General features: G+C 52.6%; 20 protein-coding genes and 3 tRNA genes. 13 read left to right on the top strand and 10 right to left on the bottom strand.

Going from position 1 to position 25,676, the window contains the following annotated elements; translation table 11 throughout:
- Window positions 1-36: 36 nt before the first annotated feature.
- Window positions 37-2,166, top strand: a complete 2,130-nt coding sequence (fusA, locus tag B7989_RS04570; protein WP_088627423.1) for an elongation factor G — start codon at window positions 37-39, stop codon at window positions 2,164-2,166.
- Between the two features lie 283 nt (window positions 2,167-2,449).
- Here the strand turns inward: fusA and mazG are convergent, their stop codons facing one another.
- Window positions 2,450-3,256, bottom strand: a complete 807-nt coding sequence (gene mazG, locus B7989_RS04565; RefSeq protein WP_088627422.1) for a nucleoside triphosphate pyrophosphohydrolase — start codon at window positions 3,254-3,256, stop codon at window positions 2,450-2,452.
- Between mazG and dprA the strand changes: the two genes are divergently transcribed.
- Window positions 3,255-4,169 (top strand): DNA-processing protein DprA, encoded by a 915-nt coding sequence (gene dprA, locus B7989_RS04560; RefSeq protein ID WP_088627421.1) that lies wholly within the window; start codon window positions 3,255-3,257, stop codon window positions 4,167-4,169. The two genes, mazG and dprA, sit on opposite strands and share 2 nt — an antisense overlap.
- Window position 4,170: 1 nt before the next feature.
- Window positions 4,171-4,455 (top strand): septum formation initiator family protein, encoded by a 285-nt coding sequence (locus tag B7989_RS04555; protein WP_158212867.1) that lies wholly within the window; start codon window positions 4,171-4,173, stop codon window positions 4,453-4,455.
- Here the strand turns inward: B7989_RS04555 and B7989_RS04550 are convergent, their stop codons facing one another.
- The 9 genes from B7989_RS04550 to B7989_RS04510 all read right to left on the bottom strand — a co-directional run bounded on the left by B7989_RS04550 (window position 4,456) and on the right by B7989_RS04510 (window position 15,750).
- Window positions 4,456-7,515, bottom strand: a complete 3,060-nt coding sequence (locus B7989_RS04550; protein WP_088627419.1) for an efflux RND transporter permease subunit — start codon at window positions 7,513-7,515, stop codon at window positions 4,456-4,458.
- Between the two features lie 7 nt (window positions 7,516-7,522).
- Window positions 7,523-8,641, bottom strand: coding sequence for an efflux RND transporter periplasmic adaptor subunit (locus B7989_RS04545; protein ID WP_088627418.1), 1,119 nt, complete (start codon window positions 8,639-8,641; stop codon window positions 7,523-7,525).
- A 40-nt stretch (window positions 8,642-8,681) separates the two neighbouring features.
- Window positions 8,682-9,392: a hypothetical protein gene (locus tag B7989_RS04540; protein WP_088627417.1), complete on the bottom strand. Its 711-nt coding sequence runs from the start codon at window positions 9,390-9,392 to the stop codon at window positions 8,682-8,684.
- Window positions 9,392-10,864 (bottom strand): hypothetical protein, encoded by a 1,473-nt coding sequence (locus B7989_RS04535; protein ID WP_088627416.1) that lies wholly within the window; start codon window positions 10,862-10,864, stop codon window positions 9,392-9,394. The genes B7989_RS04540 and B7989_RS04535 overlap by 1 nt, the downstream gene beginning before the upstream one ends.
- 212 nt (window positions 10,865-11,076) lie before the next feature.
- A complete protein-coding gene (rpmB, locus tag B7989_RS04530; protein ID WP_014546602.1) occupies window positions 11,077-11,298 on the bottom strand; it encodes a 50S ribosomal protein L28 in 222 nt (73 codons plus the stop codon).
- Between the two features lie 69 nt (window positions 11,299-11,367).
- A complete protein-coding gene (gene ispH, locus B7989_RS04525) occupies window positions 11,368-12,300 on the bottom strand; it encodes a 4-hydroxy-3-methylbut-2-enyl diphosphate reductase (RefSeq protein WP_088627415.1) in 933 nt (310 codons plus the stop codon).
- Window positions 12,297-13,487, bottom strand: a complete 1,191-nt coding sequence (locus tag B7989_RS04520) for a glycosyltransferase N-terminal domain-containing protein (RefSeq protein ID WP_088627414.1) — start codon at window positions 13,485-13,487, stop codon at window positions 12,297-12,299. The genes ispH and B7989_RS04520 overlap by 4 nt, the downstream gene beginning before the upstream one ends.
- The gene (locus B7989_RS04515; protein ID WP_233144247.1) at window positions 13,478-14,167 is read right to left on the bottom strand and encodes an isoprenylcysteine carboxylmethyltransferase family protein; all 690 of its coding nucleotides are present in this window, start codon (window positions 14,165-14,167) and stop codon (window positions 13,478-13,480) included. Before B7989_RS04515 ends, B7989_RS04520 begins: the two co-directional genes overlap by 10 nt.
- An 11-nt stretch (window positions 14,168-14,178) precedes the next feature.
- Window positions 14,179-15,750, bottom strand: coding sequence for an ABC transporter ATP-binding protein (locus tag B7989_RS04510; RefSeq protein ID WP_233144246.1), 1,572 nt, complete (start codon window positions 15,748-15,750; stop codon window positions 14,179-14,181).
- 75 nt (window positions 15,751-15,825) lie between these two features.
- Here B7989_RS04510 and B7989_RS04505 point away from each other — a divergent pair.
- The 10 genes from B7989_RS04505 to cysK all read left to right on the top strand — a co-directional run bounded on the left by B7989_RS04505 (window position 15,826) and on the right by cysK (window position 25,604).
- Window positions 15,826-15,898 (top strand) — tRNA-Glu (locus B7989_RS04505).
- Between the two features lie 89 nt (window positions 15,899-15,987).
- A tRNA-Glu gene (locus tag B7989_RS04500) sits at window positions 15,988-16,060 on the top strand.
- Between the two features lie 80 nt (window positions 16,061-16,140).
- Window positions 16,141-16,225 (top strand) — tRNA-Ser (locus B7989_RS04495).
- Between the two features lie 478 nt (window positions 16,226-16,703).
- Window positions 16,704-19,043: a DEAD/DEAH box helicase gene (locus tag B7989_RS04485; protein ID WP_088627412.1), complete on the top strand. Its 2,340-nt coding sequence runs from the start codon at window positions 16,704-16,706 to the stop codon at window positions 19,041-19,043.
- A gap of 52 nt (window positions 19,044-19,095) precedes the next feature.
- On the top strand, window positions 19,096-19,971 hold the full coding sequence (locus B7989_RS04480; RefSeq protein WP_088627411.1) for a nuclease-related domain-containing protein: 876 nt from the start codon (window positions 19,096-19,098) through the stop codon (window positions 19,969-19,971).
- Window positions 19,955-21,226, top strand: coding sequence for a pitrilysin family protein (locus tag B7989_RS04475; RefSeq protein WP_088627410.1), 1,272 nt, complete (start codon window positions 19,955-19,957; stop codon window positions 21,224-21,226). Before B7989_RS04480 ends, B7989_RS04475 begins: the two co-directional genes overlap by 17 nt.
- A 44-nt stretch (window positions 21,227-21,270) precedes the next feature.
- On the top strand, window positions 21,271-21,729 hold the full coding sequence (locus B7989_RS04470) for an Rrf2 family transcriptional regulator (RefSeq protein ID WP_072800489.1): 459 nt from the start codon (window positions 21,271-21,273) through the stop codon (window positions 21,727-21,729).
- A gap of 352 nt (window positions 21,730-22,081) precedes the next feature.
- A complete protein-coding gene (locus B7989_RS04465; protein WP_088627409.1) occupies window positions 22,082-23,365 on the top strand; it encodes an O-acetylhomoserine aminocarboxypropyltransferase/cysteine synthase family protein in 1,284 nt (427 codons plus the stop codon).
- Between the two features lie 110 nt (window positions 23,366-23,475).
- Window positions 23,476-24,636, top strand: coding sequence for an iron-containing alcohol dehydrogenase (locus tag B7989_RS04460; RefSeq protein ID WP_088627408.1), 1,161 nt, complete (start codon window positions 23,476-23,478; stop codon window positions 24,634-24,636).
- Between the two features lie 41 nt (window positions 24,637-24,677).
- Window positions 24,678-25,604 carry a cysteine synthase A gene (gene cysK, locus B7989_RS04455; protein WP_072800492.1) on the top strand — a complete coding sequence of 309 codons (927 nt, stop codon included), beginning with the start codon at window positions 24,678-24,680 and terminating at the stop codon, window positions 25,602-25,604.
- Window positions 25,605-25,676: the final 72 nt, after the last annotated feature.

Below are 25,676 nucleotides of genomic sequence, written 5' to 3'. Positions count from 1 at the left end.
CTCAAACAAACATCAACTCCATTTGTGGAATAAAATATGAAAAACATTGAAAAGCACAGAAATATTGGTATTTCTGCCCACATCGACTCCGGTAAGACCACCCTTACCGAACGTATCCTCTACTTCACAAAGCGTATCCACGCTATCCACGAAGTTCGTGGTAAAGACGGCGTCGGTGCCACGATGGACTCCATGGAACTTGAACGCGAACGCGGCATCACGATTCAGTCCGCTGCTACGTTTGCAAACTGGACCCACACCAAGTCTGGCGAAGCCGACTCCATCAACATCATCGATACCCCGGGGCACGTGGACTTCACGATCGAAGTGGAACGTTCTCTCCGCGTGCTCGACGGTGCTATCCTCGTGCTTACCGGCGTGGAAGGTGTTCAGTCCCAGTCTATTACCGTTGACCGCCAGATGAAGCGCTACCATGTGCCGCGCGTCGTGTTCGTGAACAAGTGCGACCGCTCCGGTGCAAACCCGCTCCGCGTGGCTGTCATGCTCAAGGAAAAGCTCAACCACAAGCCCTGCGTCATGCAGATTCCTATCGGTCTCGAAGACCAACTGAAGGGCGTGGTCGACCTCGTCGAAATGAAGGCCTACTACTTCGAAGGCGCTAACGGCGACGACATGATCGAAAAGGAAATCCCGGCCGAACTCGTTGACCAGGCCAACGAATACCGTGAAAAGCTGATCGACTGCTGCGCAGACTACAGCGACGAAATCATGGAAAAGGCTATGGAAGGCCAGTATGGCGTCGACGAAATCGACAAGAACCTCATCAAGGCCACCATCCGTAAGGCTACCATCAGCCTCGAAGTGACCCCGGTGTTCATGGGTTCCGCTCACAAGAACGTTGGCGTCCAGAAGCTCCTCGACGGCGTTATCGACTACCTCCCGAACCCGACCGAAGTTGAAAACAAGGCCCTTGACCTCGACAACAACGAAGCCGAAGTCGTGCTGAAGTCCGAAGACAACGCACCGCTCGTCTGCTACGCATTCAAGCTCGTGAACGACCGCTATGGCCAGCTCACCTACATCCGTATTTACCAGGGTACCCTCAAGAAGGGCGACATGATCACCAACATGGCCACCGGCAAGAAGGTGTCCGTGGGCCGTCTCGTGCGTATGCACGCTGACGAAATGGTGGATATCACCGAAGCCGGTGCAGGCGACATCGTTGCTCTGTTCGGTATCGACTGCGCCTCCGGTACGACCTTTACCGATGGCAAGAACCACTACAACATGACTTCTATGCACGTGCCGAATCCGGTGATCGAACTCGTGATCGAAGCCAAGAACCGCGACGACCTGGACAACATGTCCAAGGCTCTGAACCGCTTCACCAAGGAAGACCCGACGTTCCAGGTGGAAGTCGACAAGGAATCCGGCCAGACCATCATCAAGGGTATGGGCGAACTTCACCTCGACGTTTACATCGAACGTATGCGCCGCGAATACAAGTGCGACGTGACGACCGGTGCTCCGCAGGTGGCTTACCGCGAAACCATTACCCGTCCGGCCAAGTTCGACTACACCCACAAGAAGCAGACCGGTGGTTCTGGTCAGTACGCTAAGGTTGTCGGCGAAATGCGTCCGATGGCTGTCGAAGGCGACCAGGAAAAGGTTTACAACTTCGTTAACTCCGTCGTGGGTGGCCGTATTCCGAAGGAATACATCCCGTCTTGCGACAAGGGTTTCCAGAGCTGCATGGAAGCAGGTTCCTTGATCGGCTTCCCGGTTGTGGGTATCGAAATGGAAGTCCAGGATGGTGCATACCACCCGGTTGACTCTTCTGATATGGCGTTCCAGGTTGCAGCCCGTATGGCCTTCCGCGAAGCTTTCGAAAAGGCTGGCGCTCAGATCCTCGAACCGATCATGAAGGTCGAAATCCAGACTCCGACCGAATTCCAGGGTTCTGTTGTTGGTAACGTTTCTCAGCGTCGTGGTACCATCACCGGTACGAACGAAGAACTCGGCATGACCACCATCACCGCCGAAGTCCCGCTGTCCGAAATGTTCGGCTACGCCACTGACCTGCGTTCTATGACCCAGGGTAAGGCAGAATTCACCATGGAATTCTGCAAGTACCTCCCGGTTCCGAAGAACATCCAGGAAGAACTCATCAAGAAGTACGGCGACAAGGCCAAGGCAAGAGCTTAATTAGCACAAGCCAAACTTCTTAGAAGTTTAAAATCCTCGGTGCAACGCACCGGGGATTTTTTCATTTATAGCAACAAAAAGTCCCGCAGAAGGGAGACCTCTGCGGGACAAGTGGAATTAGAAGAAAACAAGCGTGCTTCCGGTCTATTCTACCCCGTGATTTGCTCCAGCATCCCTTCGCTAAATCAGAATGGACTGGAAGCACATTACTTAATATACCATCGGGATCAGGAATGCGAAAATATTTTTTCAACTTTCGTATTCCAAAATGGAATGCTCCAATTTAGAACGACTTGGATGCGGCCTTCGCTTGTTTCCACATTTCTTGCAAGCCTTCGAGGCCCACGTCCTTCATTTCTTTGCCCTGGTCGCGGGCCATCTGTTCTACCACGCGGAAGCGGCGTTCGAACTTGGAGTTTGCGCGTTCCAGCGCAAGGGCCGCATTGAAGCCACAGTGGCGCGCCACATTCACCAAGCTGAACATGATATCGCCGAATTCATCTTCCATGCGTTCCACGTTGCGATTTTCAGGAGAGGCCGCTTGCATTTCGGCACGGAATTCACTAAATTCTTCCACAGCCTTGTTAAAGACAGGTTCAGCCTCGGTCCAGTCAAAGCTCACTTTGGCGGCACGGCGCTGGAGCTCTTGAGCACGGGCAAGCGTCGGCAAGCTTTTGCTTACTTTGTCCATAGCGGACTTGCCTTGCATTTTTAGATTATTCGTTTCTTGCGCCTTGATGCGTTCCCACTGGCGGACTACGCCTTTCGAATCATCAACCTTCGCATCGCCAAAAACGTGCGGATGGCGCCGGATCATTTTTTCGCAGATTCCCTGCACCACGTCGTCGATAGAAAAATCGCCGTTTTCTTTGGCGACTTGCGAATGGAATACTACCTGGAATAGTACATCGCCCAATTCTTCGGCCATGTGAGCCTTGTCGTTTGCCTGGGCGGCATCGATATATTCGTGGGATTCTTCGACTAAATACGGGAGCAACGACTGGTGCGTCTGTTGCTTATCCCAAGGGCAGCCTTCCGGGGAGCGGAGGGTCGCCATAATTTTCACCAAGTCTTCAAAGGAATATTTCATGACAGACAAAGATAGAAAGTACGAAACACTTGAACCGAAACAATTCCCGCTTTCCCTCAGGGAATCTCCATTAGCGCCGCCGTTACTGTACGTTCGCGGCAGCTTGCCCGCAAGCGATTGCATCGGGATTGCCATGGTTGGCACGCGCCGCCCTACCAGTTCCGCCCGCGAACTTTGCCGACGCTTGGTGAAATCCTTGCAAGGAACACAAGCCGTCGTCGTTTCCGGGCTTGCGCAAGGCATTGATTATTATTGCCACGAGGCGGCGCTTGATTTTGGGATTCCTACGATTGCTGTTATTGCGCAGGGACTGGGCGTTCCTATTCCAGGAGACCGAGCGACACTCGCCCGCCGCATTATTGATGCCGGCGGCTGCATTATGACCGAATACGAAGAAGACTTTCCCTCTTTCAAAGGAAACTTCCCCGCACGCAACAGGATTATCAGCGGCCTCAGCCGCGCCACGGTTTTAGTACAAAGTAAAGCTAAAGGCGGTGCGCTCATCACTGCCGACTATTGCCTACAAGAAAACAAGCTGTTGATCGCCGTTCCCGGAGATTTCGATAGCGAAGCTGCCGCCGGACCGAATCAATACTTGGACCAAGGGAAGGCCAAGCCCGTCTTTGTGCCCGAAAGCCTGCGCACCATTGCCGGGTTACCCAAAATCAAGACGGATTCGGATGCCCCTGCCGCAGTCAGCCTCACTCAAATCGAAGCAATCGGTTGCAATCTTTCTAGCGAAGCCCTTGCCCTATTTAAGCAATTCAATGGTTTCAAGAAGACTTTTCAGGAGTTGCAGAACGATTGTAACCTTAAGTCCAACAATATTTTAGCTATATTAACAGAGTTAGAACTTTCGGGTCTAGTCCATTCACCGGACAACTTCCAGTTCTACTTTAATGGAGCAACTTGACGTGAAAAAGCGTTTTTTCTGGATAATCCTGTTTACGATCGTCGCGACAATCGCGATTGTCATTTCGCAGTTGATGTTTGGAAAAAACAGCTTGAAGCAACAGCAAAAAATCACGGAGAACATCGCTAGGTACGAAGCGCAAATCGATTCCCTGCAGCACGCCATCGACTCCTGCAACATCGAGATTGAACGACTCAAGAACGATTCCCTGTACAAAGAGAACCTGTTACGCACCCGCTATGGCATGAGCCGCAAAGGCGAGCGCGTATTCCAGATGGTTAAATAATCACGCCATCTTTGAGGCGTCAGTGGTAGTATTGGAATCGACCTTGCCCGCAAAGAAGCTGTAAGCTGCCGGCACAATAAAGAGCGTCATAAACGTCGCAAACGTAAGGCCACCGGCGATAGCGATGCCCATGGCGATACGGCTCGGGGTGCCCGTGAGAATCAAGGGCACAGCGCCCAATACCGTCGAAAGGCTCGTCATGAGGATTGGGCGGAAGCGGCGTTCCGCCGCTAACCGAGCCGCCTCAAGCTTGTTACAGCCCGTATTCGCCGCAATCTGGTTTGCAAATTCCACAATCAGAATGCCGTTCTTCGTCACAAGCGCAATCAAGAGAATCAGCGCAATCTCGCTAAAGATATTGAGCGTCTGGCCCGTAATGAACAAGCAAGCGAGCGCACCCGCCAAAGCAAGCGGCACCGTAAAGAAGATGACGAACGGAGCGCGGAAACTTTCAAACTGCCCCGCAAGCACCAAGAACACCAGCGCAAGCGCCAAGAGGAACACGATGTAGAGTCCGCTGGAACTTTCTTCGAATTCCTTCGACGAACCGCTCAAAGCCGTACTCACGTTCGGATAATCCTTCAGCAAGAGCTTTGCAATGCGGCGCATTTCTTCCACGCCGTCGCCAATCGTCTTGCCAGGTACAAGGCCCGCCTGAATGGTCGCAGCGCTAAAGCGATTGAATCTCGGGAGCGACGGCGATGCGGACTGTTCGCTATAGGTGATAAAGTTTTCAATGCTCACCAGTTCACCCTTGCCATTCTTCACAGAAAGCATTGCAATGTTTTCGGGCATGCTACGGTACTGATAACCCACCGCACCGATAATGTCATACTGGCGACCATCCTTGTAGAATTCGCCGTAGCTTTGGTCGCTAATGGCAAGTTGCACCGCCTGCGCAATATCGTTCACCGACACGCCTTCTTCGTTGGCCTTGTCGCGCAAAATTTCGATATGGAGTTCCGGCTTGGTAAAGCGCAAGTTCGTGTTCACCACGCTGAACACAGGACTATGGCTCGCTTCTTCTTCGAACTTGGGAACAAGCGTACGCAAGATTTCGATATTCGGAGCCTGCAACACGAACTGCACCGGAAGGCCACCGCGCTGTGTACTGATGCTCTGTGGTTCAAACACCATTACGCGCAAGTCGGGGTACTCGTTTCCGAGCAGCTGGATTTCACGGGCGATTACACTCTGCGGGCGACGCGCCTTCTTGTTGTCATTCAAAGTCAAGCGCATTCTCGAATTGCCCGCATTCCATGCACCCGCCTGGAATTCGGTATATTCGTTGCTATCTAACAGGGCAATCACTTCTTCGGCAAAGGCATCGGCCATGCGTTTGGTTCGCGTCAGTGTCACGCCTTCAGGCATGTTCAAGTTCACCATGACGGCATTCGAGTCTTCGGTCGGAGCCATTTCGCTACTCATGTTATTGAAGCAGAAATAGGCCGCCACCAAAAGGCCCGCCACAATTGGGAACAAGAGCAAACGCATTCTGAGGAAACCGCCGAGCAGCACTGAGTAAACACGGTTCATTCCATCGAAGAACGGTTCTGTCACACGGAAGAACCATCCCTGTTTCTGCTTTTTCAAGAACTTGGAGCAAAGCATCGGCGAAAGCGTCAGAGCGCACAACGTCGAAAGGAACACCGTACCGATCATCACCGCCACAAATTCACGGAACAAGAGACCCGTCGTACCGCCCAGCGCAAGCACCGGTACAAACACAGCCATCAGCACCACTGAGGTTGCAATCACGGCAAAGAAGATTTCATTCGTACCCGCCACAGCCGCCTGCTTCGGCGTCATTCCCTTTTCAATCTTGTGGTAAATATTTTCCACAATCACAATGGCATCGTCCACCACAAGGCCAATGGCGAGCACCATCGCTAGCAAGGTCAGTACGTTAATCGAGAAACCGCACAAGTAAAGCACGAAGAAACTACCGATTACAGAAACCGGCACCACCACCATCGGAATCAGCGTCGTGCGACCTTCACGCAAGAAGGCAAAGATAATCGCAATCACCAACAAGAACGCAATGAAAATCGTCTCCACCACTTCTTTAATGGAAGCACGGATATTGATAGAAGTATCACGGCCATAAAGGACATCAACGCCTTCGGGAATTTCGCGGCGAATGTCTTCGACTCGCTTGTAAAATTCATCGGCAATTTCCACGTGATTCGACCCGGGCTGCGCCATCAACGCAAGCGTAATGGAATTCTTGCCGTTGCGTCTAAAGCCAGTACGAGTATCCTTCGGTTCGTAGTGAATGTCAGCCACATCGGAAATGCGAATCACGGTGCCATCGGCAGCCGTCTTGACGGCGATGTTTTCAAACGCCTTCGGGTCAAGAATTCGACCAAGCGTACGGATGGAAAGCGTGGTTTCGCTACCTTCGATAGAGCCCGAAGGAAGTTCCAAGTTTCCCTTCTTGAGAGCCGCCGACATTTCGGCGCCCGAAACGCCTAAAGCCTGCAAGCGCACCGGATCAATCCACAAGCGAACCGTCGGACGCTTTTCGCCCCAAATGGCAATTTCAGAAACGCCGTTGATGGTCTGCAAGCGTTCCTTGACAAAGTTGTTCGCCAGTTCCGAAACTTCCATCGGGTCGAGTTTGTCGCTCACAAGGCTCACCATCAAAATCGGGTCATTATCGCTGTCAGACTTGTAGACGGTCGGTTCATCCACATCATCCGGCAAGCGACGGCGCACGCGGCTCACGCGGTCACGGATTTCGTTGGCAGCCGCTTCCAGGTCCATGCCGGTTTCAAATTCAATATTGATGAAGGAGAATCCATCGCGGCTGGTAGAGGTCAGAGCCTTGATACCAGACGCACTGTTGATGGATGCTTCCAAGATTTCAGTGACTTCGGCTTCGACCACGGCTGCGTTTGCGCCCGGGTAAGAAGTACGCACCTGAATGAGCGGGTAGTCTACATTCGGGTATTCACGCACGCCCAAGTTAGAAGCACCAAAGGCGCCAAGCAAAATAATCACGAGCGCCATCACGGTCATAAGGACCGGGCGACGTACGGAAAGGTTCGCGACACTCATCGTTTACCTACTCCACTTCGTAATCGGTATTATGACGGATTTCGCGGATACGGACGGAAGCACCTTCGCGAAGGCTAATCAAGCCAGAGGTAATCACCGTATCGCCTTCATCGAGACCGCCTGTGACATCAACCGCAATCGGCGTGCGGAGGCCCGTTTCGACATGCTTGATTTTGGCCTTGCCACCAGTCGCCACAAACACGTAGGCGCCGTCTTTATCAAGCGTGAAAGCTTCTGCCGGAATCGGGATGCTCTTGGCCTTTCCCGCCTGCATCGAGACATTCACCTTGGCGTAAGAACCTGCCAGAAGTTCATTGCCCGCGTTATCGATTTCGACAAGCACCTGACGCGTGCGGCTGCTTTCAGAAAGAGCAGCTTCCAAAGCCTTCACCTTGCCGGACTTAGCCACATTGCGTTCTTCATCCTTCACATCTACGGCATCGCCCACTTTAAGCGTCGATGCGTAACGCTGCGGGAGCGCAAATTTCGCCTTGAGTTTTTTCACTTCGCTAAGGGAGGCAATCGACGTACCGGTTGTAAGCCAGGCGCCCACGGACACATTCACAAAGCCGAGCTTGCCCGCAAACGGGGCTCGCACTTCGGTCTTTGCAATTTGTGCCTTGATGAGTTCTACGGAAGCTTCGGCAGACTTAAGCGAAGCCTCGGCGGATTCCATGTCGGCCTTGGTGGCACCGTCTTTTTCGAAAAGCGTCTTGACGCGATCAAACTTTTGCTGAGCGAGCAGCTGGTTCGATTCAGCCTGTTTGAGTTGTGCACGAAGTTCGGAATCGTCAATTTTAGCGAGGAGCGTACCCTTTTGCACCTGGGCGCCGTCTTTAGCGTAAAGGTTCGTAAGCTTACCGGAGGCGGCAGCCGTCAACTGCACATTGTTCAGCGGTTCAAGCGTTGCCATGGCAGTAAAAGTCTTGCCCGATTCATGGGCCTCGGCAATATAGCCTTCCACAGCGATTTCGCGAGCAGGCCTGCCACCCGGGCCACCAGGACCACCCTTGCCTTGTGGGCCGCCTTTACCTGCGGGAGCCCCGCCCTTACCCTGAGAAGCATCTCCACCGCCACAAGCAACAAAGAGTACCGAAGTTAAAAGGAGAATTAAAAAGCTTTTCATGTGTTTTAGATGTTTGGGCAGGAGACTTAGTTGCATCGGGTCAGAATTTTACATTCATGATCAAGCCGCTACCATCTTCGTAGAATTCAGGTACAAATTCCATGCGCTCGGCAAAGCTCTTGGAAGAGGTCGCACGGTAAACCCTGATCGTATTGAGGACTGAAATCACGCGGTTCAAAAGAAGGGCGCCAACTGACACCTGGAATACGATCCGGCTCACACGGTAATGACGCATGCGGCTCTTGAATTCATCGATATGTTCTGTCGTTTCGGGATTGTCGCTAGAGCCCCAGTCCCACTGGATATCCGCAGACAAATCTTCGTCAATTTCTTTGCCGGCACGGATCATCGCCTGGTTGTAGTCTTCGTCCATATCGGGTGAAGAATTCTGGCCTTCGACACCGCTGCGGCTACGATAGTCACCCACCGTATTGAGCATCGAAACGTTCTTGCTGCTGGAATTAAGGCCAGCGTGGCGCACAGCATAGTTGTGGGCAGACGAAATATAACGTTCGCCAATCACGTAAGAACTGATCGCCGTAAACCAGAGGGCGATATCGGTCCACACGAACGGACGCACGAACTGCTGTTCGCCGAGATAGCGTTCGCCCATACCAGGCAACACGGCCGAGGCACCCATTGCCAAAAGCCAGCTCTTGTCGGAATTCTTGCTCACATTCTCGTCAACGGAAATCACCGTCTGCGAAAACGCAGACACCGTCGCGAGCAACAGGACCAGGAGCAGTTTCATTAAAAGCCCCAGCTTGCCTGCACGTTAAAACCAAAGCCGTCTACAAAAGACAATCCGCTATCGAAATGCAAGTGGTCGTACCAAGAAAGTTCTTCTTCGTACAGGGCCTTGTTGTGCGAATTAGCCGTAATGGCGGCATCGACAGCCGAAATGATATGGTTCAGAATGAGACCGCCAAAGAACCAAGCCTGCATGTCGGCGTAGTCGTTGGCCTTGCCACGCATGCTGCGGTATTGCTTCTGGTGGTCCGACTCCGTCTTTGCCAGCGGCTCTGTAGCGCTGTTCGGATCTTCAAGAGCAAGCGACGTTGCCACGGCGACATCTTCATCACCAATGTCGTCCCAACCGAGAATATAGGCGTCGTCAGCAATCAGCTGATAAACTTCGGACGGGGATTCGAACTTGACCTTCTTCATTTCTTCCTTCAGACTCTTCGGATTCTTCACGAAATCATTTACGTATTCCGCATCACCCGAATAGAGCTTGTCGCGGTCGTAGCAACGGTGCGTAGTTGCCGTCCCGAAAATGCCTTCGCAGAAGGTTTCGCGCGTACCCAGGTAGCGACGGCGGAATTCAGATTCGTAGTTCACGGCGTCGGCGTTATACAGGCCGCGCATGCGCTTTTCGTACTGGCCAATGGAATAATGCGTCTGGGCATACTTCTTATACCTGTCGACCTGCTTGTCGTACTTGTTCACGGAGTAATAATACCAGCCGCCCCAAAGACCCGCTTCCAAAGCAAGGTAAATGCCGCCGCGGACATAAGTGAAATTGGAACCGCCCACATACATCTGACCGGAACCCGGCACCACCAAGGACATGAACAAAGCCTTGCGCGGGCTCTTGTAACGGCCCTTCATTTCGTCGATACCGTTCACCTTGGACACCTTGACAGGGCCCAGCAGTTCGCGACGGTTCATGCTGCTAGAGGACGGAACGTCTGCAGAAGAAGAGGAACCCGCCATCGCGAGAGAATCGCGGATGCGGTTTTCTTCGTTATGCCTTCTCATTTCGGCGGCATAAGCTTCTTCAGGAGTCATTTCCCTGACGGAATCGCCAGCGAGAGTATCTACAAGGGCAGAGTCCGCATCAGCCGGAGCCTCGGCAACAGCCGCGGAATCAACCGGAGCCGGAACTTCGCTACTGGAGGAAACGACGACGGAGCTAGAAGACGGTGCTACGCTAGAACTAGAAGCAACGACGCTACTAGAGGACTGCGGGACACTGCTGGAAGAAGCGACCGAGCTGGACGAGACCTTCGCACTGCTGCTAGAGGCAGGGGCGGGTTTCGCAGCAGGAGCAGGCTTTGCCGCAACGCTACTGGAACTCGGAGCGGCTTGGACAGCCGCACTGGACTGAGCCGCTTCGGCTTCGGCCTCGAACTCCGCAAAAAGGTCACGGGGCTGGGCAAAAGACTGGGCAACAAAAACACTAGCCACACAGGCAATCAATGAATAGGCAAACTTGCGCATATAACGCTAAAATAGCAAAATAAGGGCATTTAGACGCACAAAAAGCCACTAGTTATTGGCTATTCGTAATTGTTTTTCAACATAAAACAAAAATTCCCCGACAAAGCCGGAGAACTGGCATAAATTGACGCTTTTATATAAACACAAAGAACCACCTAGCGAGGGATTACCCCGTTAGGCGGCGAATCTTGGCAAACCTTAGAAAATCTAGATTAGATGCCGAGTTCCTGAGCAACAGCCTGGATACCAAGCTTGTTGATCGTGCGGAGACCAGCAGCGCTAACGCGGAGGGTCACCCAGCGGTCTTCTTCAGGAATGTAGAAACGCTTCTTCTGAAGGTTCGGCAGCTGCTTCATCAACTTCTTGCGGTTAGAGTGGGAAACCATGTTGCCCACGAGGCCGGCCTTGCCGGTAACTTCACAAATGCGGCTCATAATAAACTCCGTTGTTTTATAACGGACGCAATTTTAGAAAAAAATCGCTATTCCGTCAAGGTTAAATTATCAATCTTGCAATGCCTTTGGCAGGTTAAATTTGGTAGATTCGACCAATTTTACGAAATTTTCGATTTCTACGGGGGCAAATTTCTCTTTTATCCAGTCTACCACCCCCTGAACGAGCACTTCGGGAGCACTTGCACCACTTGAAATACCCACCGATTCAATTTTATCGAACCAACTCATTTCCAAATCCTCGACCGAAGCGATCAAATGGCTCGGAATTCCCTGTTCAAGGCCAAGTTCCATCAGTCGGCTGGAATTGGAGGAATTCTTGGCGCCCACCACCAGAAGCATGTCCACCTTGGAGCAGAGATCGAGGACCGCCGCCTGACGATTGCCCGTCGCATAGCAGAGGTCCCCCGCATCGGGACCGATAATGTTGGGAAAACGTTCCTTGAGCGCTTCGATAATCTTGCGGGTTTCGGCCACCGAAAGCGTGGTCTGCGTAATATAGGCGAGTTCCTTGTCAGCGGGGACTTCCACCGCCCGTGCGTCGGCTTCGTTCTTGATCAGCGTGATGGCGCCCGGCGGAAGTTGGCCCAAAGTGCCCTCCACTTCGGCATGGCCCGCGTGCCCGATCAGAATGATATGGCGGCCGGCGGCGTAATGGCGCTTGGCACTGAAATGCACCTTGAGCACCAGCGGACAGCTAGCATCCAGCACCTGCAGTCCGCGTTTTTCGGCATCGGCATAAATCTCTTCGGCGACCCCATGGGCAGAGAAAATCACGACCGAGCCCGACGGGACTTCGTCCAGTTCATCGACAAAGACAACGCCCTTGGACTTGAGGGTATCCACCACGAACTTGTTGTGCACGATTTCGTGGCGCACGTAAATAGGGGTTCCAAATTTTTCAATAGCGCGTTCCACCACATGAATGGCGCGGTCTACGCCGGCACAGAATCCGCGGGGAGTCGCAAGAATCACCTTTTTCATAAAATCCCTTTTATAAAATTCAACAACAACTTATAAGAATTCAAAACCTTCATTCGCTCGGCCATCAAGAACGTCCGCACCGCATCGGGCGAAGGGTGACGGCGGCGCAAGAAATCTGCAGGCGTAAGGATCTGCGCGACCACATGCGCATTCACCAGTTTCGCCACCACATCGTCGTGCCCTTTGGCGTAGGGACCGACACAAGTGGAAACGCCCATCCGCAAAGGTTCCCAAAAATCATGAATGCCCAAGCGGCGGTCAAACGAGCCGCCCACAACAGCGCTCCTGGATTTCAAAAGAATTTCACGGGAGAGTCCAAAACGAGTCACCAAGGAGACGGAGCCCTTCTCGACAGAAGGATAATCTACCACAGGCAGTTCAGACTCTTTCAAAAGCCTGCGGAACAAATTCAATTCCGAAAGTTTGCGCGGCATGAGCACCACCGCGTCGCCCCTGTCCACGGAATCCTTCGCCATGGACACAAGCGCTTCGGCTTCTTCTTGATGGAACGACAGGAACACCACGTCGACGGTCGGTTTTTCAGGAACGCAAACCAAGCCTCCATCGCGGGCCCAGTTTAAAAGTTTCCAGTCGCCACCCATGGTGCACGGGACAAAGCCCTTGCTCGCATACGTGAAGCGACCGAGATCCGCAGCCGTCTGCATGCAGGCATACCCCATTCCCGAAAAATTGATGAACGGGAACGACTTGCGGTAACGCCCCGAAACAAGCGCGATGTTTCTGCGGGTCGAGAGCTTGGACATGGTCGAAAGGTAGCCCGGCCAAAGTTCGTTTTCAGCTAGGATAAGTCCCAAGGGTTGCACAGCACTTGCAAACAAGTGCAACGTTGACGGAACATCTGCCGGAGCGATAGCCACCTCGACGGCTCCGGCGCAGGAATCTTTCAAGAACGCGACCACCTCGACCTTTTGCGAGGTAATCAAGATTTTAGGACAATTCGGCAAGTCCTCTTGGAGCGCATACGCAAGCCCAAGAAGCATGCGGCATTCGCCGAGGCTTGCCCCATGAAGCCAAAGGTATGGGCCATCACTCGGCCACGGCCCAGAGAAACGTTCTTCAATATGATATTCGCGATCAAGACGAGGTAACTTGCTTGCAGCCTTCGCCACCGTCTTAATGGCAGTTCCTACAGCAAGACGTCCTAAGTTCTTTACGTTTAAGTCCATAGCATGAACGCAATCTTACGGACAACAATCAGCAAAAGGATCATGATCATCCAGAGCCATGTAAAATGGTCTGCAAGGAACGCCTCTTTTGCAGAACGCATCGGTCCAGAGCGGTGGAATTCGCGCGGGAAAAAGGCAGGGGTCTGCTGCGCCCAGATTTTCCACTCGTCACCGAACTTTTTCTCCAAGAAGCGGTCGTCGAGTTTGCCCAGATAGGCTTCAAACGCGACAAGAACCACGATGAACGGAATGACGCGCAGACTTAAACCCAGGTGCAAGAAGATCAGCGAAATTCCAAACGCCGCGTTGGACACGTACAGCGGATGGCGCAACCTGGCGTAGGCACCCCAGGTCACCAACTCACCGGCTTCCTGGATGTCACCACGAGTATGTTCGCCAATGACGCGGCGCGCCTTGACACGCAGGTAAAATGCCAAGATGAAGATATTGATAAAAATAAGGAACATGATGAGTTCAAGGTCCGCCGGTTCGAATACCAGCATGATCAACGAAAGGATACCCAGGACCCACCCGCGATAGCGGAACAGGAACTCGCGTTTCGGTTCTTCTTCAGCAAGCGGCGCCGCCCCCGATTCCTTCGATTCAGCAGGCACATTCTGTTCGGCAGGATTTTCAATCGTATTCACCTGTTCTTGCTCTTTTTCCATTTGTCCATCCATAATCGCCTCCGCTAAAGCTTTGCAACGTTAAATATACATTCAACTTCGGGAGAAAGCACATCGTGACTCACAATAATTGTCCATTTGCCCAAGGCGTGAGCTGCATCAAGGTAGGATTTTAGCAGATTTTCTCGGTCTGCCAGCGCCACGGATGCAAAAGGTTCATCCAGCAGAACCGTGCGACAGTCCGAAGCTAGCGCCCAAAGAAGCGCCACACGGGCACGTTCGCCGCCCGAAAGGCCCGATTTCTGGAGGAGGGATGAAGCCCCCAAAGCCTGCATAAAGGACTCGAGAGTCTGTGCAGCCTCGGCACCGCGCCTTTTTTCCAGAAGTCGCGAAAGCATCCACTTGGGCGGAAGTTCCAGGTCTTGGGCGACAAAGAACACATCACGCGGGGAATCCGCATCGGCAGAATTCCATTGTTCAAGCCCCGCAAGCAGGCGAAGCAAGGTGGATTTGCCCACCCCGTTTTTACCACGGACAAGAACCGGCTTTTCGCGGGACCAATTGAGCGCAAGGTCTGTAAATACGGGAGTTTCGGAACCTTCGTAAGTGAATTTACCACCGCGAATGGACACCGCGCCAGATGTTGCATCGGGCGTTGCATCTGGTGCCGCGGCAAATTCCTTGCCAGCGGATTTTCCGGCCAATTCAAGCTGTTCAAATTCTTCGAGGACGTTGATTGCCGAAACCGCCGAACGGAACTGTGGCATGACACGGGCGCATTCCTTGACCGGCTTGTAGCAGAGGAGTACCGCCGAGGTAAACAGCACAAGGCCAGACGCATCCATATAGCCGCGGCTCATGAGAAGTGCGCAGAACGCCAGTACAAGAACCATAGCCAGCACCGAAACCGTTTCGGTCAAAAGCGAAAGGCCCGACTTTTTGATGGCGGCATTCAGCCCGTTATCGCGGAGTCCGCGGACCTCTTTTAACAGGCCGTCCGAAATATCCTTACGTTCGTCGCGGCCGCTCCACTGCCTAAAAAGCCTACGGGCCAGCGACAGATTTCCGCGGAAATCGGAACGGGCCCGCAACAGGGACTCTTCGGCAGGACCAAGCTTATGTAGTTTGCGTTGAAGGACCGCCACCAGCGGCACAATCACCACGAAAAGGAATGCCGTAAGTGGCCAAGAAATATAGAAGAGTACCGGCAAGAAAACCAGCAACTGAAGCACCGCCTGCACGGCCTGAAAAAAGACTCCCCCATTATTCTGCAGCACGACCGTGGCCTCGTAAGCAGATTCAACCATGCGTTCGCCTTTGGGAGTATGGAAATTCTTGGGAGCCAGATCGCGGAGCCTGTGCAGGAACCATGCCTGCACCCGGGCAGACACCTTATAGAGCCAACCTTCGGAAACCTTGGACTTGCCGTACAGGAATACAAGACGAAGCATGGCGAGCACCACCATTCCCCCGACCCAGGCTGCAAGCGGAATATCTGCCTTGCCCCCGACAATATCGATAAAGGAGCGAATACCCCAGAGCACCGCCGCATCGGCAGCACTTGCCAAAAGCGCCATCGGCAAAAAGCGGATTACGCCGCCTTTCAGGGATTTTTTCAGCCATTTTCGCAAATTCACGCAGAAAAATTAATTTTTTTCGAGTCGCCCCCTTGACTAAAATTAAATAGTTACCTATATTTGGCCCTACTAAACGCCCCTATCGTCTAGTGGCCCAGGACTCGGGATTTTCATTCCCGCAACAGCGGTTCGAAACCGCTTGGGGGTATAAAAGGAACCTTTCGAAAGAAAGGTTCCTTTTTTTGTTATCCGCCCTTGACAAACAAAAATACTTACCTATATTTGGTCGCACAAATCGCCCCTATCGTCTAGTGGCCCAGGACTCGGGATTTTCATTCCCGCAACAGCGGTTCGAAACCGCTTGGGGGTAGTCACAAAAAAGGATCAACCAAAGGTTGGTCCTTTTTTCGTAGACAGCCGAAAAATATTTTACTACATTATGCGAACCTCGGAGAGATGCCAGAGTGGTCGATTGGGCCGGTCTCGAAATCCGGAGTCTGTCACAGGACCGAGGGTTCGAATCCCTCTCTCTCCTGAAATAAAAAGCGAAGCCGCAAGGTTTCGCTTTTTATTTTACTGAAAAAAAAGCGGGATGAGAACCCTCGGAGAGGGTTCGATTAACTGCGCGAGAGCGTAGCGAACAAAGCGCAGTTAAGGATTACGGCCAACGGCCGTAACCCGAAGGGCAAAGCTTGAAACGAAGTGAAAGCTTTGTCCCATCCCTCTCTCGTAATGAGAGGAGGACGCCTAGCGAAATGAAATGAGCTTGTAGTCCAATCCCTCTCTCGTATCAACAATACATTTTTACTAAAAAGTTTTACACCCTTTAAAAAGGGCCCCCTTATTTCTACATTTGGCCGCAAATCCAACAAAATGGATCCAAAAAACTTCAGGTTTATAAGCGCGAGTGCGCTTCGGGGCTTTTCAAGGTTCAGCCGGGCAACCGGCGCCAGAACCATTCGATAGTGCGGCATGGGCCGCAGATGAAGTTTACGGGTCCCTGAAGGTGCATTATGACGAAGAATACTGAAGAACGTATTCCTGAAGAAGCTATTGACCCCAAATCCAAGATTGCCCGCGAAGCAGACGCGTTTTTGAACGCTATTGCAGGCGGTGCCGACGAAGACGAGGCCGATGAAGCCGCGTTCCTGGAACTGAACCCGAACGGCGTGGTCGTCGACGAAGAAGGCGACGTGCTCAAGAAGGGTCGAAAGTCCGCCATTGAAGTCGGCACGAAGGTCGAATTCGAAGAAGGCGAAGTCGAACAGCCCGAAGAAGATGAAAGCGCCGAAGATTACGCCGAATCTAAAAAGAGCTGTGCCGAACCGGTCGAAGACGAACAACCCGCTGTAAAAGACTCCGCAGAGGAAGAACCGACGGAAGAATCCGATGACGATTCTGACGAGGAACCGGGCGACGAAGCCCTCGTAACTTTCGAAGACCTCGGACTTGCAGACGAAGTTCTTGAAGCCATCAAGGCTCTGAACTACGAGACGCCCTCCCCCATTCAGGCAAAGGCTATTCCGGCCCTTTTGCAGGGTGGAAATTTGCTCGGTACGGCACAGACCGGTACCGGCAAGACAGCAGCATTCTCTCTTCCGCTCCTATCGAGGCTCGACTTTAACGGCCACGAAACCTCGATGCTCGTGCTCACGCCGACCCGTGAACTCGCAATTCAGGTGGCCGAAGCCATCCAGCAGTACGCCGCCAAGATGCCCAAGGTGCATGTGGTTCCGGTTTACGGCGGTCAGGACATCGCCGTACAGCTCCGCGCCCTCAAGCGTCAGGCAAACATCGTGGTCGCCACTCCGGGCCGTCTGATTGACCATATCAAGCGCGGTTCTATCGTTCTTTCGGGCGTGAAGGCCATCGTACTCGACGAAGCCGACGAAATGCTCGACATGGGATTCATGGAAGATGTGGAAACCATTCTCAAGGAAATCCCTGCAAGCGCCCAGCGCGCCCTCTTTAGCGCCACCATGCCTAAAGAAGTCAAGAAGATTATTGAACAGCACCTGGGCGAATACGAAGAAGCCTGCATCGAAGGCAAGACGACGACCGTCGAAAACATCCGCCAGCGTTATTTACTCGTAAAGAACGAACACAAGATCGAAGCGCTCGCCCGCGTTCTTGAAGGCGAAGACTTTGACGGCGTACTGATTTTCGTACGCACCAAGCAGAACACGACCGAAGTTGCCGAAAAGCTTGAAAGCCGCGGCTTCAATGTAGCTCCGCTGAATGGGGACCTCGCCCAGTCCATGCGCGAACGCACCATCAACCGCCTCAAGATGGGCAAGCTCGATATCGTTGTCGCCACCGACGTGGCTGCCCGCGGAATCGACGTGGACCGCATTACACACGTGGTGAACTACGACATTCCTTACGACACCGAATCTTACGTGCACCGCATTGGCCGTACGGGTCGTGCAGGCCGCAGCGGTAACGCCATTCTCTTTATCACGCCGCGTGAAAAGAAGATGCTCAAGATTATCGAAAAGGCGACCCGCCAGCCGATTGAAACGATGGAATTGCCGACAGGCGAAATCATCAGCGCAAAGCGCGTCGCTGCCTTCAAAGATAAAATCAAGAGCGTTATTACCTCTGGCGAACTCGACAAGTTCAAAGAACTCGTGGAAAGCATGGTTGCCGAAAGCACCACCGAAGGTTCCGAGCCGCTGACCGCCGCAGACATCGCCGCCGCCGTCATCAAGATTTGGCAGAAAAAGCAGCCGCTCTTCCCAGAACTCAAGCCGCTTGACGCGCCGCGTGAACGCCGCGAACGTAACGACAATTTTGGCCTTGACCGCGAAGAAAAAAGCCGACTCCGCAAGGAACGCAACGAAGGCGCAAACGGCGTCGAAGAAGGCTACCTGCGCTACTACTTGGGTGTGGGCCGCCGCGACCACGTGACGCCGCGCGACATCGTAGGCGCTATCGCCGGCGAAGGCAACATCAGCAGTTCCAACATAGGACGCATCAAGCTGTTCGACAAGTTCAGCACCGTGGAACTCCCCGAAACTATGCCGCAAGAAGTCCTCGACATTCTCGCCGACATGACGATTCGCGGAAATGAATCCAGATTCCGCCTGATGACCGACGAACCGCCTACCGGCCCCGCTCCCGGAACCCGTCCGCGCGCCAGCCGCGAAGACCGCCGTAGTTTCCATCGCGATGGAGACCGTCGCGGCAAAAAGTTCGACGACAAGCCTTTCGAAAACCGCAAGGCCCGCCGCGAAAAGATGTTCGGCGACAAGAAGTTCGGCAAAAAAGAAGACCGTTTTCACAAAGACCACGACGAACGTAGCTTTGGAGACAAGCCCTTCCGCAAAACTCGTCGCTTCGGAAGAGTTTAAGTAAAGACAAGAGGTTTGCTCCGGCAAGCCTCTTTTTTACTATACTTGCGGCATGACTTTTTCGACTCTTATCGGCATCATTCTGTTGCTAGCCCTTATCTTTTTTAAGATCAAGGGCAAATCGCCGAAAAAGAATCCGAAAATGTACCATGGCGATGGCCGACGCAAAACATTCCGCGACTTTGAGCAGGAACGCCGTAAGGGTCTGAGCGACGGAATTCGCGGACTAGACAAGCCTTTTGAATTGGGCGGTTACGGCATCACGCACGCGCCTACCCGCAGCGAAAACTTCTTTAAGCCGGACCCGAAATTCAACGACGAGCGCATCGCGAATGACCCGCGCGGCATTTTTGGCGAAGCCGCCATGATGGCTTTGACCGCACGCGTCTGCGACACCGACAAGCGCCGGTATGTGCTGATGCGAAACCTGTACATTCCCGCCCGCGCAGGCTACACCGAAATCGACGCATTGCTTTTGCACCAGTCGGGCATTTACGTTCTAGAAAGCAAGAATCTTTCGGGCGAAATCGCAGGCGACCTTGAAAGCGAACGCTGGAACCAGCACTTGAACGCAAGCACCGAGCATACGTTCCACAATCCGATCCGCCAGAACATCGGGCACATTTTGGCGTTGGAACATTTCCTCAAAATCCGCCATGAACAGGCGCACTTTATTTCGTTTGTCGTTTTCAGCGACCGCTGCGTACTGCGCAAGGTACCCAAGGACAACGAATTCTGGAGTATCGTTCACTGTAGCGAATTGCAAGACGCCCTACTCAAGCGCATCACGAGCCGCAAGACCATTTACACTATGCAACAGCTTGAAGACTTTTATTATAAATTGCAAGGTTGCATGAACGTGAGCGAAGAAGTAAAGAAGCAACATAGAGATTACGCAAGCAAGAAAAATCATGAAGCAAACAGTTAAGAAGACTACCCTCGATAACGGAATCACTATTTTAACGGACTACATGCCGCATGCCTACTCGGTTGCGGTTGGCGTCTGGGTGCCGCGCGGATCGCGTCACGAAGCGAAAGACGAATTTGGCCTGAGTCATTTTTACGAACACCTGGTATTCAAGGGAACCGAAAATCGTAGCGCGCTTGAAATCGCCCGCGCTATCGAAGACAAGGGCGGAAACCTGGAAGCCTATACCACCCGCCAAGAAACAGGATTCTATGCGCAAATCGAACGCAGCCATTTGCCACTCGCCATCGACGTGATTGCCGACATGCTCATGCACCCGCGCATGGACAAGAAGGAAATGGAAAAAGAGCGCCGTGTGATTATCGAAGAAATCCACAGCTACGACGACATTCCCGAAGAAATCGTAGGCGACGTATTCAACGCTATTCACTTTAAGGGCTGCGGCATCGCGCATTCCATTACCGGAAACATCAAGCAGGTCAAGGCGCTCACCCACAAGCAGATGCTCAAGTACAAGGAACAGGTCGTAAGCGAGATTCCGCTCCTGATTTGCGCCTCGGGTAAAGTGAATCACGAAGAACTTGTTGAACTTTGTGTTGAAAAATTCGCACAAAAGAAAGTGAACGGCACCATGCCCACCGACATTTACAAGGCAAGCAACAGCGTCAAAGTCGTACAGAAACAAGACATTGCACAATCGAACCTTTTCTGGGGTTTAAGCTTTGACCGCAATCTGATGGATGAACGCGCCCGCTGCGCACTTTCGCTCTTTAACGTAGCGATGGGTGCCGGCATGGCCAGCCGTCTGTTCCAAAAAATCCGCGAAGACAAGGGGCTCGCCTACTCCGTGTATTCGACCGCCGACGTTTACCTCGACTGCACCGACTGGGGCGTATCTCTCGCCACCGAGCCGCACCAACTGAACACGGCGCTTGAACTTTCTCTCAACGAAATCCGTAGCTTCTTGAAGCACGGATTCAACAAGGGCGAATACGAGCGCACCAAGACAAACATTTTGGGAGCCATGTACCTGGGCGCCGACAGCCCCGAAAAGCGCGTCGTACGCATGGCCGAACAAGTGCTGCACTTGGGCGAATTCCATACCATGGAACAGTCCGAAAAGTTAATCCAGTCCATGCCCGAAGACGAAGTCGTCGACATAACGAATAAGTTATTCGGCGCAGCTAAGTTCTCGGCAGCGGTGATCGAGCCTGCAAGCAAGAAAAAGACTCAAATTCCGGTGCATTTTTTCTAAAGCCCGAAATTAATTCTTATTATTTAAGAAAATAAGGCATTATTATGAGAATTTCTACCAAAGGCCGCTACGCACTCCGCGTCATGATTGACCTTGCTCAGCACAGCAAGGATGAATACGTGAAGTTACAGGAACTTGCCGAACGTCAGCAAATTTCTGAAAAATACCTTGAAGGCATTTTGGGTTCGCTGGTACGCGGCAAGCTGCTTACTGGCGCCCGCGGCAAGGCCGGCGGCTACAGGCTCAACTGCGAACCGGCCAACTGCAGCGTATGGCAGATTCTTTCGGTTGTAGAAACATCGGTATCACCCGTCGCCTGCCTTGACGAAAAGGAAAACTCCTGCGAACGCGCTGACATCTGCATCACGCTCCCGGTATGGAAAGAACTACACTCCATGATCAAGGATTACCTGGACGGAGTCAAACTAGACCAGTTTTTGCGCAACAGCCCCAAGGCCAAAGGCAAAATTCCTGGCGGAAAGAACTGGAATTGCGGTTTATAGCGTTTAAACCGCTTTTTTTGAATACTAGTTATAGTTTAAAACTATTAGTAAGAAAAATGTAAGCAAATTTCTTGCATGCTAAATCATTTTCCTATTGATTCGGTGGGATTAAAGTTCTAATTTACGACGTGTCAAAAGAACAACGCTGATTTCGAACCGAGTTCGGAAAGACAGCAAAGAAAAATGCGATACCGTCGCGAAGGAAGGATAGTCTATGAGTTGTGAATCTGATTGTCGAATGCGAGTCCAAGCATAAATAAACGGACAAGCCCACGGCAGCGAGCCGGGGCAACAAACAACAAACCATTTAATCGTCCCACCGCGGACAACAATCAAAAAAGGAATTTATACAATGACTACACAGAACAAGCTCCATTTCGAAACTCTCCAGGTTCACGTTGGCCAGGAACATGCAGATCCCACTAGCGACGCCCGCGCAGTACCTATTTATCAGACCACCTCTTACGTTTTCCACAACTCCCAGGACGCAGCAGACCGTTTTGCCCTGAAGGCCGGTGGTAACGTTTATGGCCGTATCAACAACTCCACTCAGGGTGTTCTCGAAGAACGTATCGCAGCCCTCGAAGGTGGCGTTGCCGCTCTCGCGGTTGCTTCTGGTGCCGCTGCCATCACTTACGCCATCACGGCTCTTGCCCGCAGCGGAGACCACGTGGTTATCCAGCGCACGGTTTACGGCGGTACTTTCAACCTGGTGCAGCATACGCTCCGTGACTTCGGTATCGAATCTACTTTCGTTGACACTCACGACCTCAAGAGTGTGGAAGCCGCTGTCAAGAGCAACACGAAGCTCATCTTCATCGAAACGCTCGGCAACCCGCATTCCGACATTCCGGATATCGACGCCATCGCCGAAATCGCCCACAAGAACAAGATTCCTCTGGTCATCGACAACACCTTCGGTACTCCGTACCTGATTCGCCCGATTGAACACGGTGCCGACATCGTGGTGCATTCCGCAACCAAGTTCATCGGTGGCCACGGCACGACCCTCGGCGGCGTCATCGTGGATAGCGGTAAGTTCGACTGGGCTGCATCCGGCAAGTTCCCGCAGTTCACCGAAAAGAACCCGAGCTACGGCTTCCCGTTTGTGGCCGCCGGCCCCGCAGCATACGCCATCTACGTCCGCACCATCCTTCTCCGTGACGAAGGTGCTGCCATTTCCCCGTTCAACGCATTCCTCCTGTTGCAGGGTGTTGAAACGCTTTCCCTCCGCCTGGATCGCCATGTGGAAAATACCAAGAAGGTTATCGAATTCCTCACCAAGCACCCGAAGGTTACCCGCGTGAGCCACCCGAGCCTCGAAAACCATCCGGACCACAAGCTTTACCAGAAGTACTTCCCGAATGGCGGCGGTTCCATTTTCACGTTCGACATCAAGGGCGGCCAGGAAGAAGCCTTCAAGTTCATTGACAACCTGAAAATTTTCAGCCTGCTTGCAAACGTCGCCGACGTGAAGAGCCTCGTGATTCACCCGTACACCACCACGCACGCCGAACTTTCTCCGGAAGAACTGGCTGCCGCCGAAATTACCCCGGCAACGATCCGCGTGTCTATCGGTACGGAACATTACGAAGACATTATCGCCGACCTCGAAAACGGCTTCGCTGCAATTTAATTGTTTGCATTGAGTTTCCAGATCCGAGCGCGTTTTCACCATTAGGAAACGTTCGTCGGACTGGATTCTTTTTTATAAGCTGCCATTAAGACAGTAACGGAGAGTATTAAATGATTGACTTCGAATATTATAATCCTGCAAAAATCATTTTTGGCGAGCACAGTGAACAGAAGCTAAAATCACTTTTGGCCGCACACAATGTAAAGTCACTCCAACTCGTTTACAGCGGTGACTTTATCAAGACGCTGGGCATTTACGATGTGATCAAGGCAGCTGTCGCTGAACTCGGGATTCGTTTTTCCGAAAACGGAAATGTGGTACCGAACCCTTCGATTGACCTGGTGCGCGAACTCGTGAAACAGGGCAAGGAAAACCAGGTGGACTTTGTGCTCGCGGTCGGTGGCGGAAGTTCCATTGACACGGCGAAGGCTGTGGCGCTTGGCATTCCGTACGACGGCGATGTGTGGGATTTCTTTGAAAAAGGCATCTCGCCCAAGCAGGTTTTACCGATTGGCGTGATCGCAACGACGGCTTCGAGCGGTTCCGAGACTTCGAACGCGGCGATTCTTTCGAGCGGAGAATGGAAACTCGGTTTTGAAGATGACCGCATCATTCCGAAGTTCGCCATCATGAACCCGAAATACACAGTGGGCCTGCCGGCATACCAGACTTTTGTAGGCATCGCTGACGTACTTTCGCACTTGTTGGAACGCTATTTCTCTGACGAAAAGAATTCCGACACCACGGACTACCTGATTGAAGGCGCGATTCGTGCATTGCTCGTGAATGCGGACAAGCTCTTGAAAGACCAAAAGGATGTCAATGCCCGTGGTGAAATCCAGTGGCTCGCCAGTGTAGCCCACGGTGGATTCCTGGATGCAGGTCGCCGCGCGGACTGGGGTTCTCACCGAATCGAGCATGAACTTTCGGCGCAGTACAACATCACTCACGGCGAAGGTATGGCGGTTGTCACCGTCGCTTGGACAAAGTACATGGCCGAGAAGAAGCCTTGGAGACTTGCACTTTTGGCAAGCCGAGTTTTCGGAGCCGATTCCTACAACTACAGCGAAACGGAACGTGCTTACATTTTGTCTGAAGAACTCGCGAAATTCTTCAAGAAGCTGCACCTCGCCACAACCCTGGCAGAACTCAAGATCGACAACAAGGATTTTGATGCCATGGCCGCAAGAGCAGTAAGAAACGGCAATGTTGGGCATTATGTACCTTTAGATGCAACTGCAATCAAGGACATTTTGACGTTAGCTTTGTAAATTTTAACAGGAAAAACAATTCAAAGATAAGGATTAAAAACATGTCTAAAATCTACACCTCCGCCGACCAGCTCATTGGTCACACCCCGCTCCTCGAACTCACCCATATCGAAGAAGGCCTCGGAGCCAAGATTCTCGGAAAGCTCGAATACTTCAACCCCGCCGGTTCCGTGAAGGACCGTATTGCAAAGGCGATGATTGACGAAGCCGAAAAGAGCGGCAAGCTCAAGAAGGGTGCCGTGATTATTGAACCGACTTCGGGTAACACCGGTATCGGTCTTGCATCTGTCGCTGCAGCACGTGGCTACCGCATCATCATCGTGATGCCCGAAACCATGAGCGTGGAACGCCGCCAGATTATGAAGGCTTACGGCGCAGAACTCGTGCTGACCGAAGGCGCCAAGGGCATGAAGGGCGCTATCGAAAAGGCCGATGAACTCGCCAAGGAAATCCCGAACAGCTTTATTCCGGGCCAGTTCGTGAACCCGGCCAACCCGGCAGCCCACAAGGCTACTACCGGTCCCGAAATCTGGGAAGACACCGATGGTAAGGTCGATATCTTTGTGGCCGGTGTCGGTACCGGTGGTACGGTGACGGGCGTGGGTGAATACCTCAAGTCCAAGAATCCGAACGTGAAGGTTGTCGCTGTTGAACCGGCAAGCTCTCCGGTGCTTACCAAGGGTACTGCTGGCGCCCACAAGATCCAGGGCATCGGCGCAGGCTTTGTTCCTGAAACCTTGAACACCAAGGTCTACGACGAAGTAATCGCCGTCGAAAACGAAGCCGCATTCGAAGCCGGCCGCGAAATCGGCAAGAAGGAAGGCGTGCTCGTGGGCATTTCTTCTGGTGCCGCTCTCTGGGCAGCCAAGGAACTCGCGAAGCGCCCCGAAAACAAGGGCAAGACGATTGTCGCACTCCTCCCGGATACCGGCGACCGCTACCTCTCTACCGCGCTCTTCGCAGAATAATTACAATTGAATTGTTACACAGGAGGCCCTTAACGGGGCCTCTTTTTGTTTTTCTATGTTTGCGCCAGGTTT

The organism is Fibrobacter sp. UWB5, assembly GCF_002210295.1.
Classification (GTDB): domain Bacteria; phylum Fibrobacterota; class Fibrobacteria; order Fibrobacterales; family Fibrobacteraceae; genus Fibrobacter.
Note: the sequence above shows the minus strand (reverse complement) of the source record. Positions and strands in the feature narration are given on the sequence as shown.

What these genes read in the sequence shown, in the direction of transcription:
- rpmB (WP_014546602.1), bottom strand. Translation starts at nt 11,298, where the DNA reads ATGAGCCGCATTTGTGAAGTTACCGGCAAGGCCGGCCTCGTGGGCAAC.
- dprA (WP_088627421.1), top strand. Translation starts at nt 3,255, where the DNA reads ATGACAGACAAAGATAGAAAGTACGAAACACTTGAACCGAAACAATTC.
- B7989_RS04515 (WP_233144247.1), bottom strand. Translation starts at nt 14,167, where the DNA reads ATGGATGGACAAATGGAAAAAGAGCAAGAACAGGTGAATACGATTGAA.
- mazG (WP_088627422.1), bottom strand. Translation starts at nt 3,256, where the DNA reads ATGAAATATTCCTTTGAAGACTTGGTGAAAATTATGGCGACCCTCCGC.
- B7989_RS04550 (WP_088627419.1), bottom strand. Translation starts at nt 7,515, where the DNA reads ATGAGTGTCGCGAACCTTTCCGTACGTCGCCCGGTCCTTATGACCGTG.
- B7989_RS04540 (WP_088627417.1), bottom strand. Translation starts at nt 9,392, where the DNA reads ATGAAACTGCTCCTGGTCCTGTTGCTCGCGACGGTGTCTGCGTTTTCG.
- B7989_RS04480 (WP_088627411.1), top strand. Translation starts at nt 19,096, where the DNA reads ATGACTTTTTCGACTCTTATCGGCATCATTCTGTTGCTAGCCCTTATC.
- B7989_RS04470 (WP_072800489.1), top strand. Translation starts at nt 21,271, where the DNA reads ATGAGAATTTCTACCAAAGGCCGCTACGCACTCCGCGTCATGATTGAC.
- B7989_RS04475 (WP_088627410.1), top strand. Translation starts at nt 19,955, where the DNA reads ATGAAGCAAACAGTTAAGAAGACTACCCTCGATAACGGAATCACTATT.
- B7989_RS04465 (WP_088627409.1), top strand. Translation starts at nt 22,082, where the DNA reads ATGACTACACAGAACAAGCTCCATTTCGAAACTCTCCAGGTTCACGTT.
- ispH (WP_088627415.1), bottom strand. Translation starts at nt 12,300, where the DNA reads ATGAAAAAGGTGATTCTTGCGACTCCCCGCGGATTCTGTGCCGGCGTA.
- B7989_RS04535 (WP_088627416.1), bottom strand. Translation starts at nt 10,864, where the DNA reads ATGCGCAAGTTTGCCTATTCATTGATTGCCTGTGTGGCTAGTGTTTTT.
- B7989_RS04545 (WP_088627418.1), bottom strand. Translation starts at nt 8,641, where the DNA reads ATGAAAAGCTTTTTAATTCTCCTTTTAACTTCGGTACTCTTTGTTGCT.
- B7989_RS04485 (WP_088627412.1), top strand. Translation starts at nt 16,704, where the DNA reads ATGACGAAGAATACTGAAGAACGTATTCCTGAAGAAGCTATTGACCCC.
- fusA (WP_088627423.1), top strand. Translation starts at nt 37, where the DNA reads ATGAAAAACATTGAAAAGCACAGAAATATTGGTATTTCTGCCCACATC.
- cysK (WP_072800492.1), top strand. Translation starts at nt 24,678, where the DNA reads ATGTCTAAAATCTACACCTCCGCCGACCAGCTCATTGGTCACACCCCG.
- B7989_RS04460 (WP_088627408.1), top strand. Translation starts at nt 23,476, where the DNA reads ATGATTGACTTCGAATATTATAATCCTGCAAAAATCATTTTTGGCGAG.
- B7989_RS04520 (WP_088627414.1), bottom strand. Translation starts at nt 13,487, where the DNA reads ATGGACTTAAACGTAAAGAACTTAGGACGTCTTGCTGTAGGAACTGCC.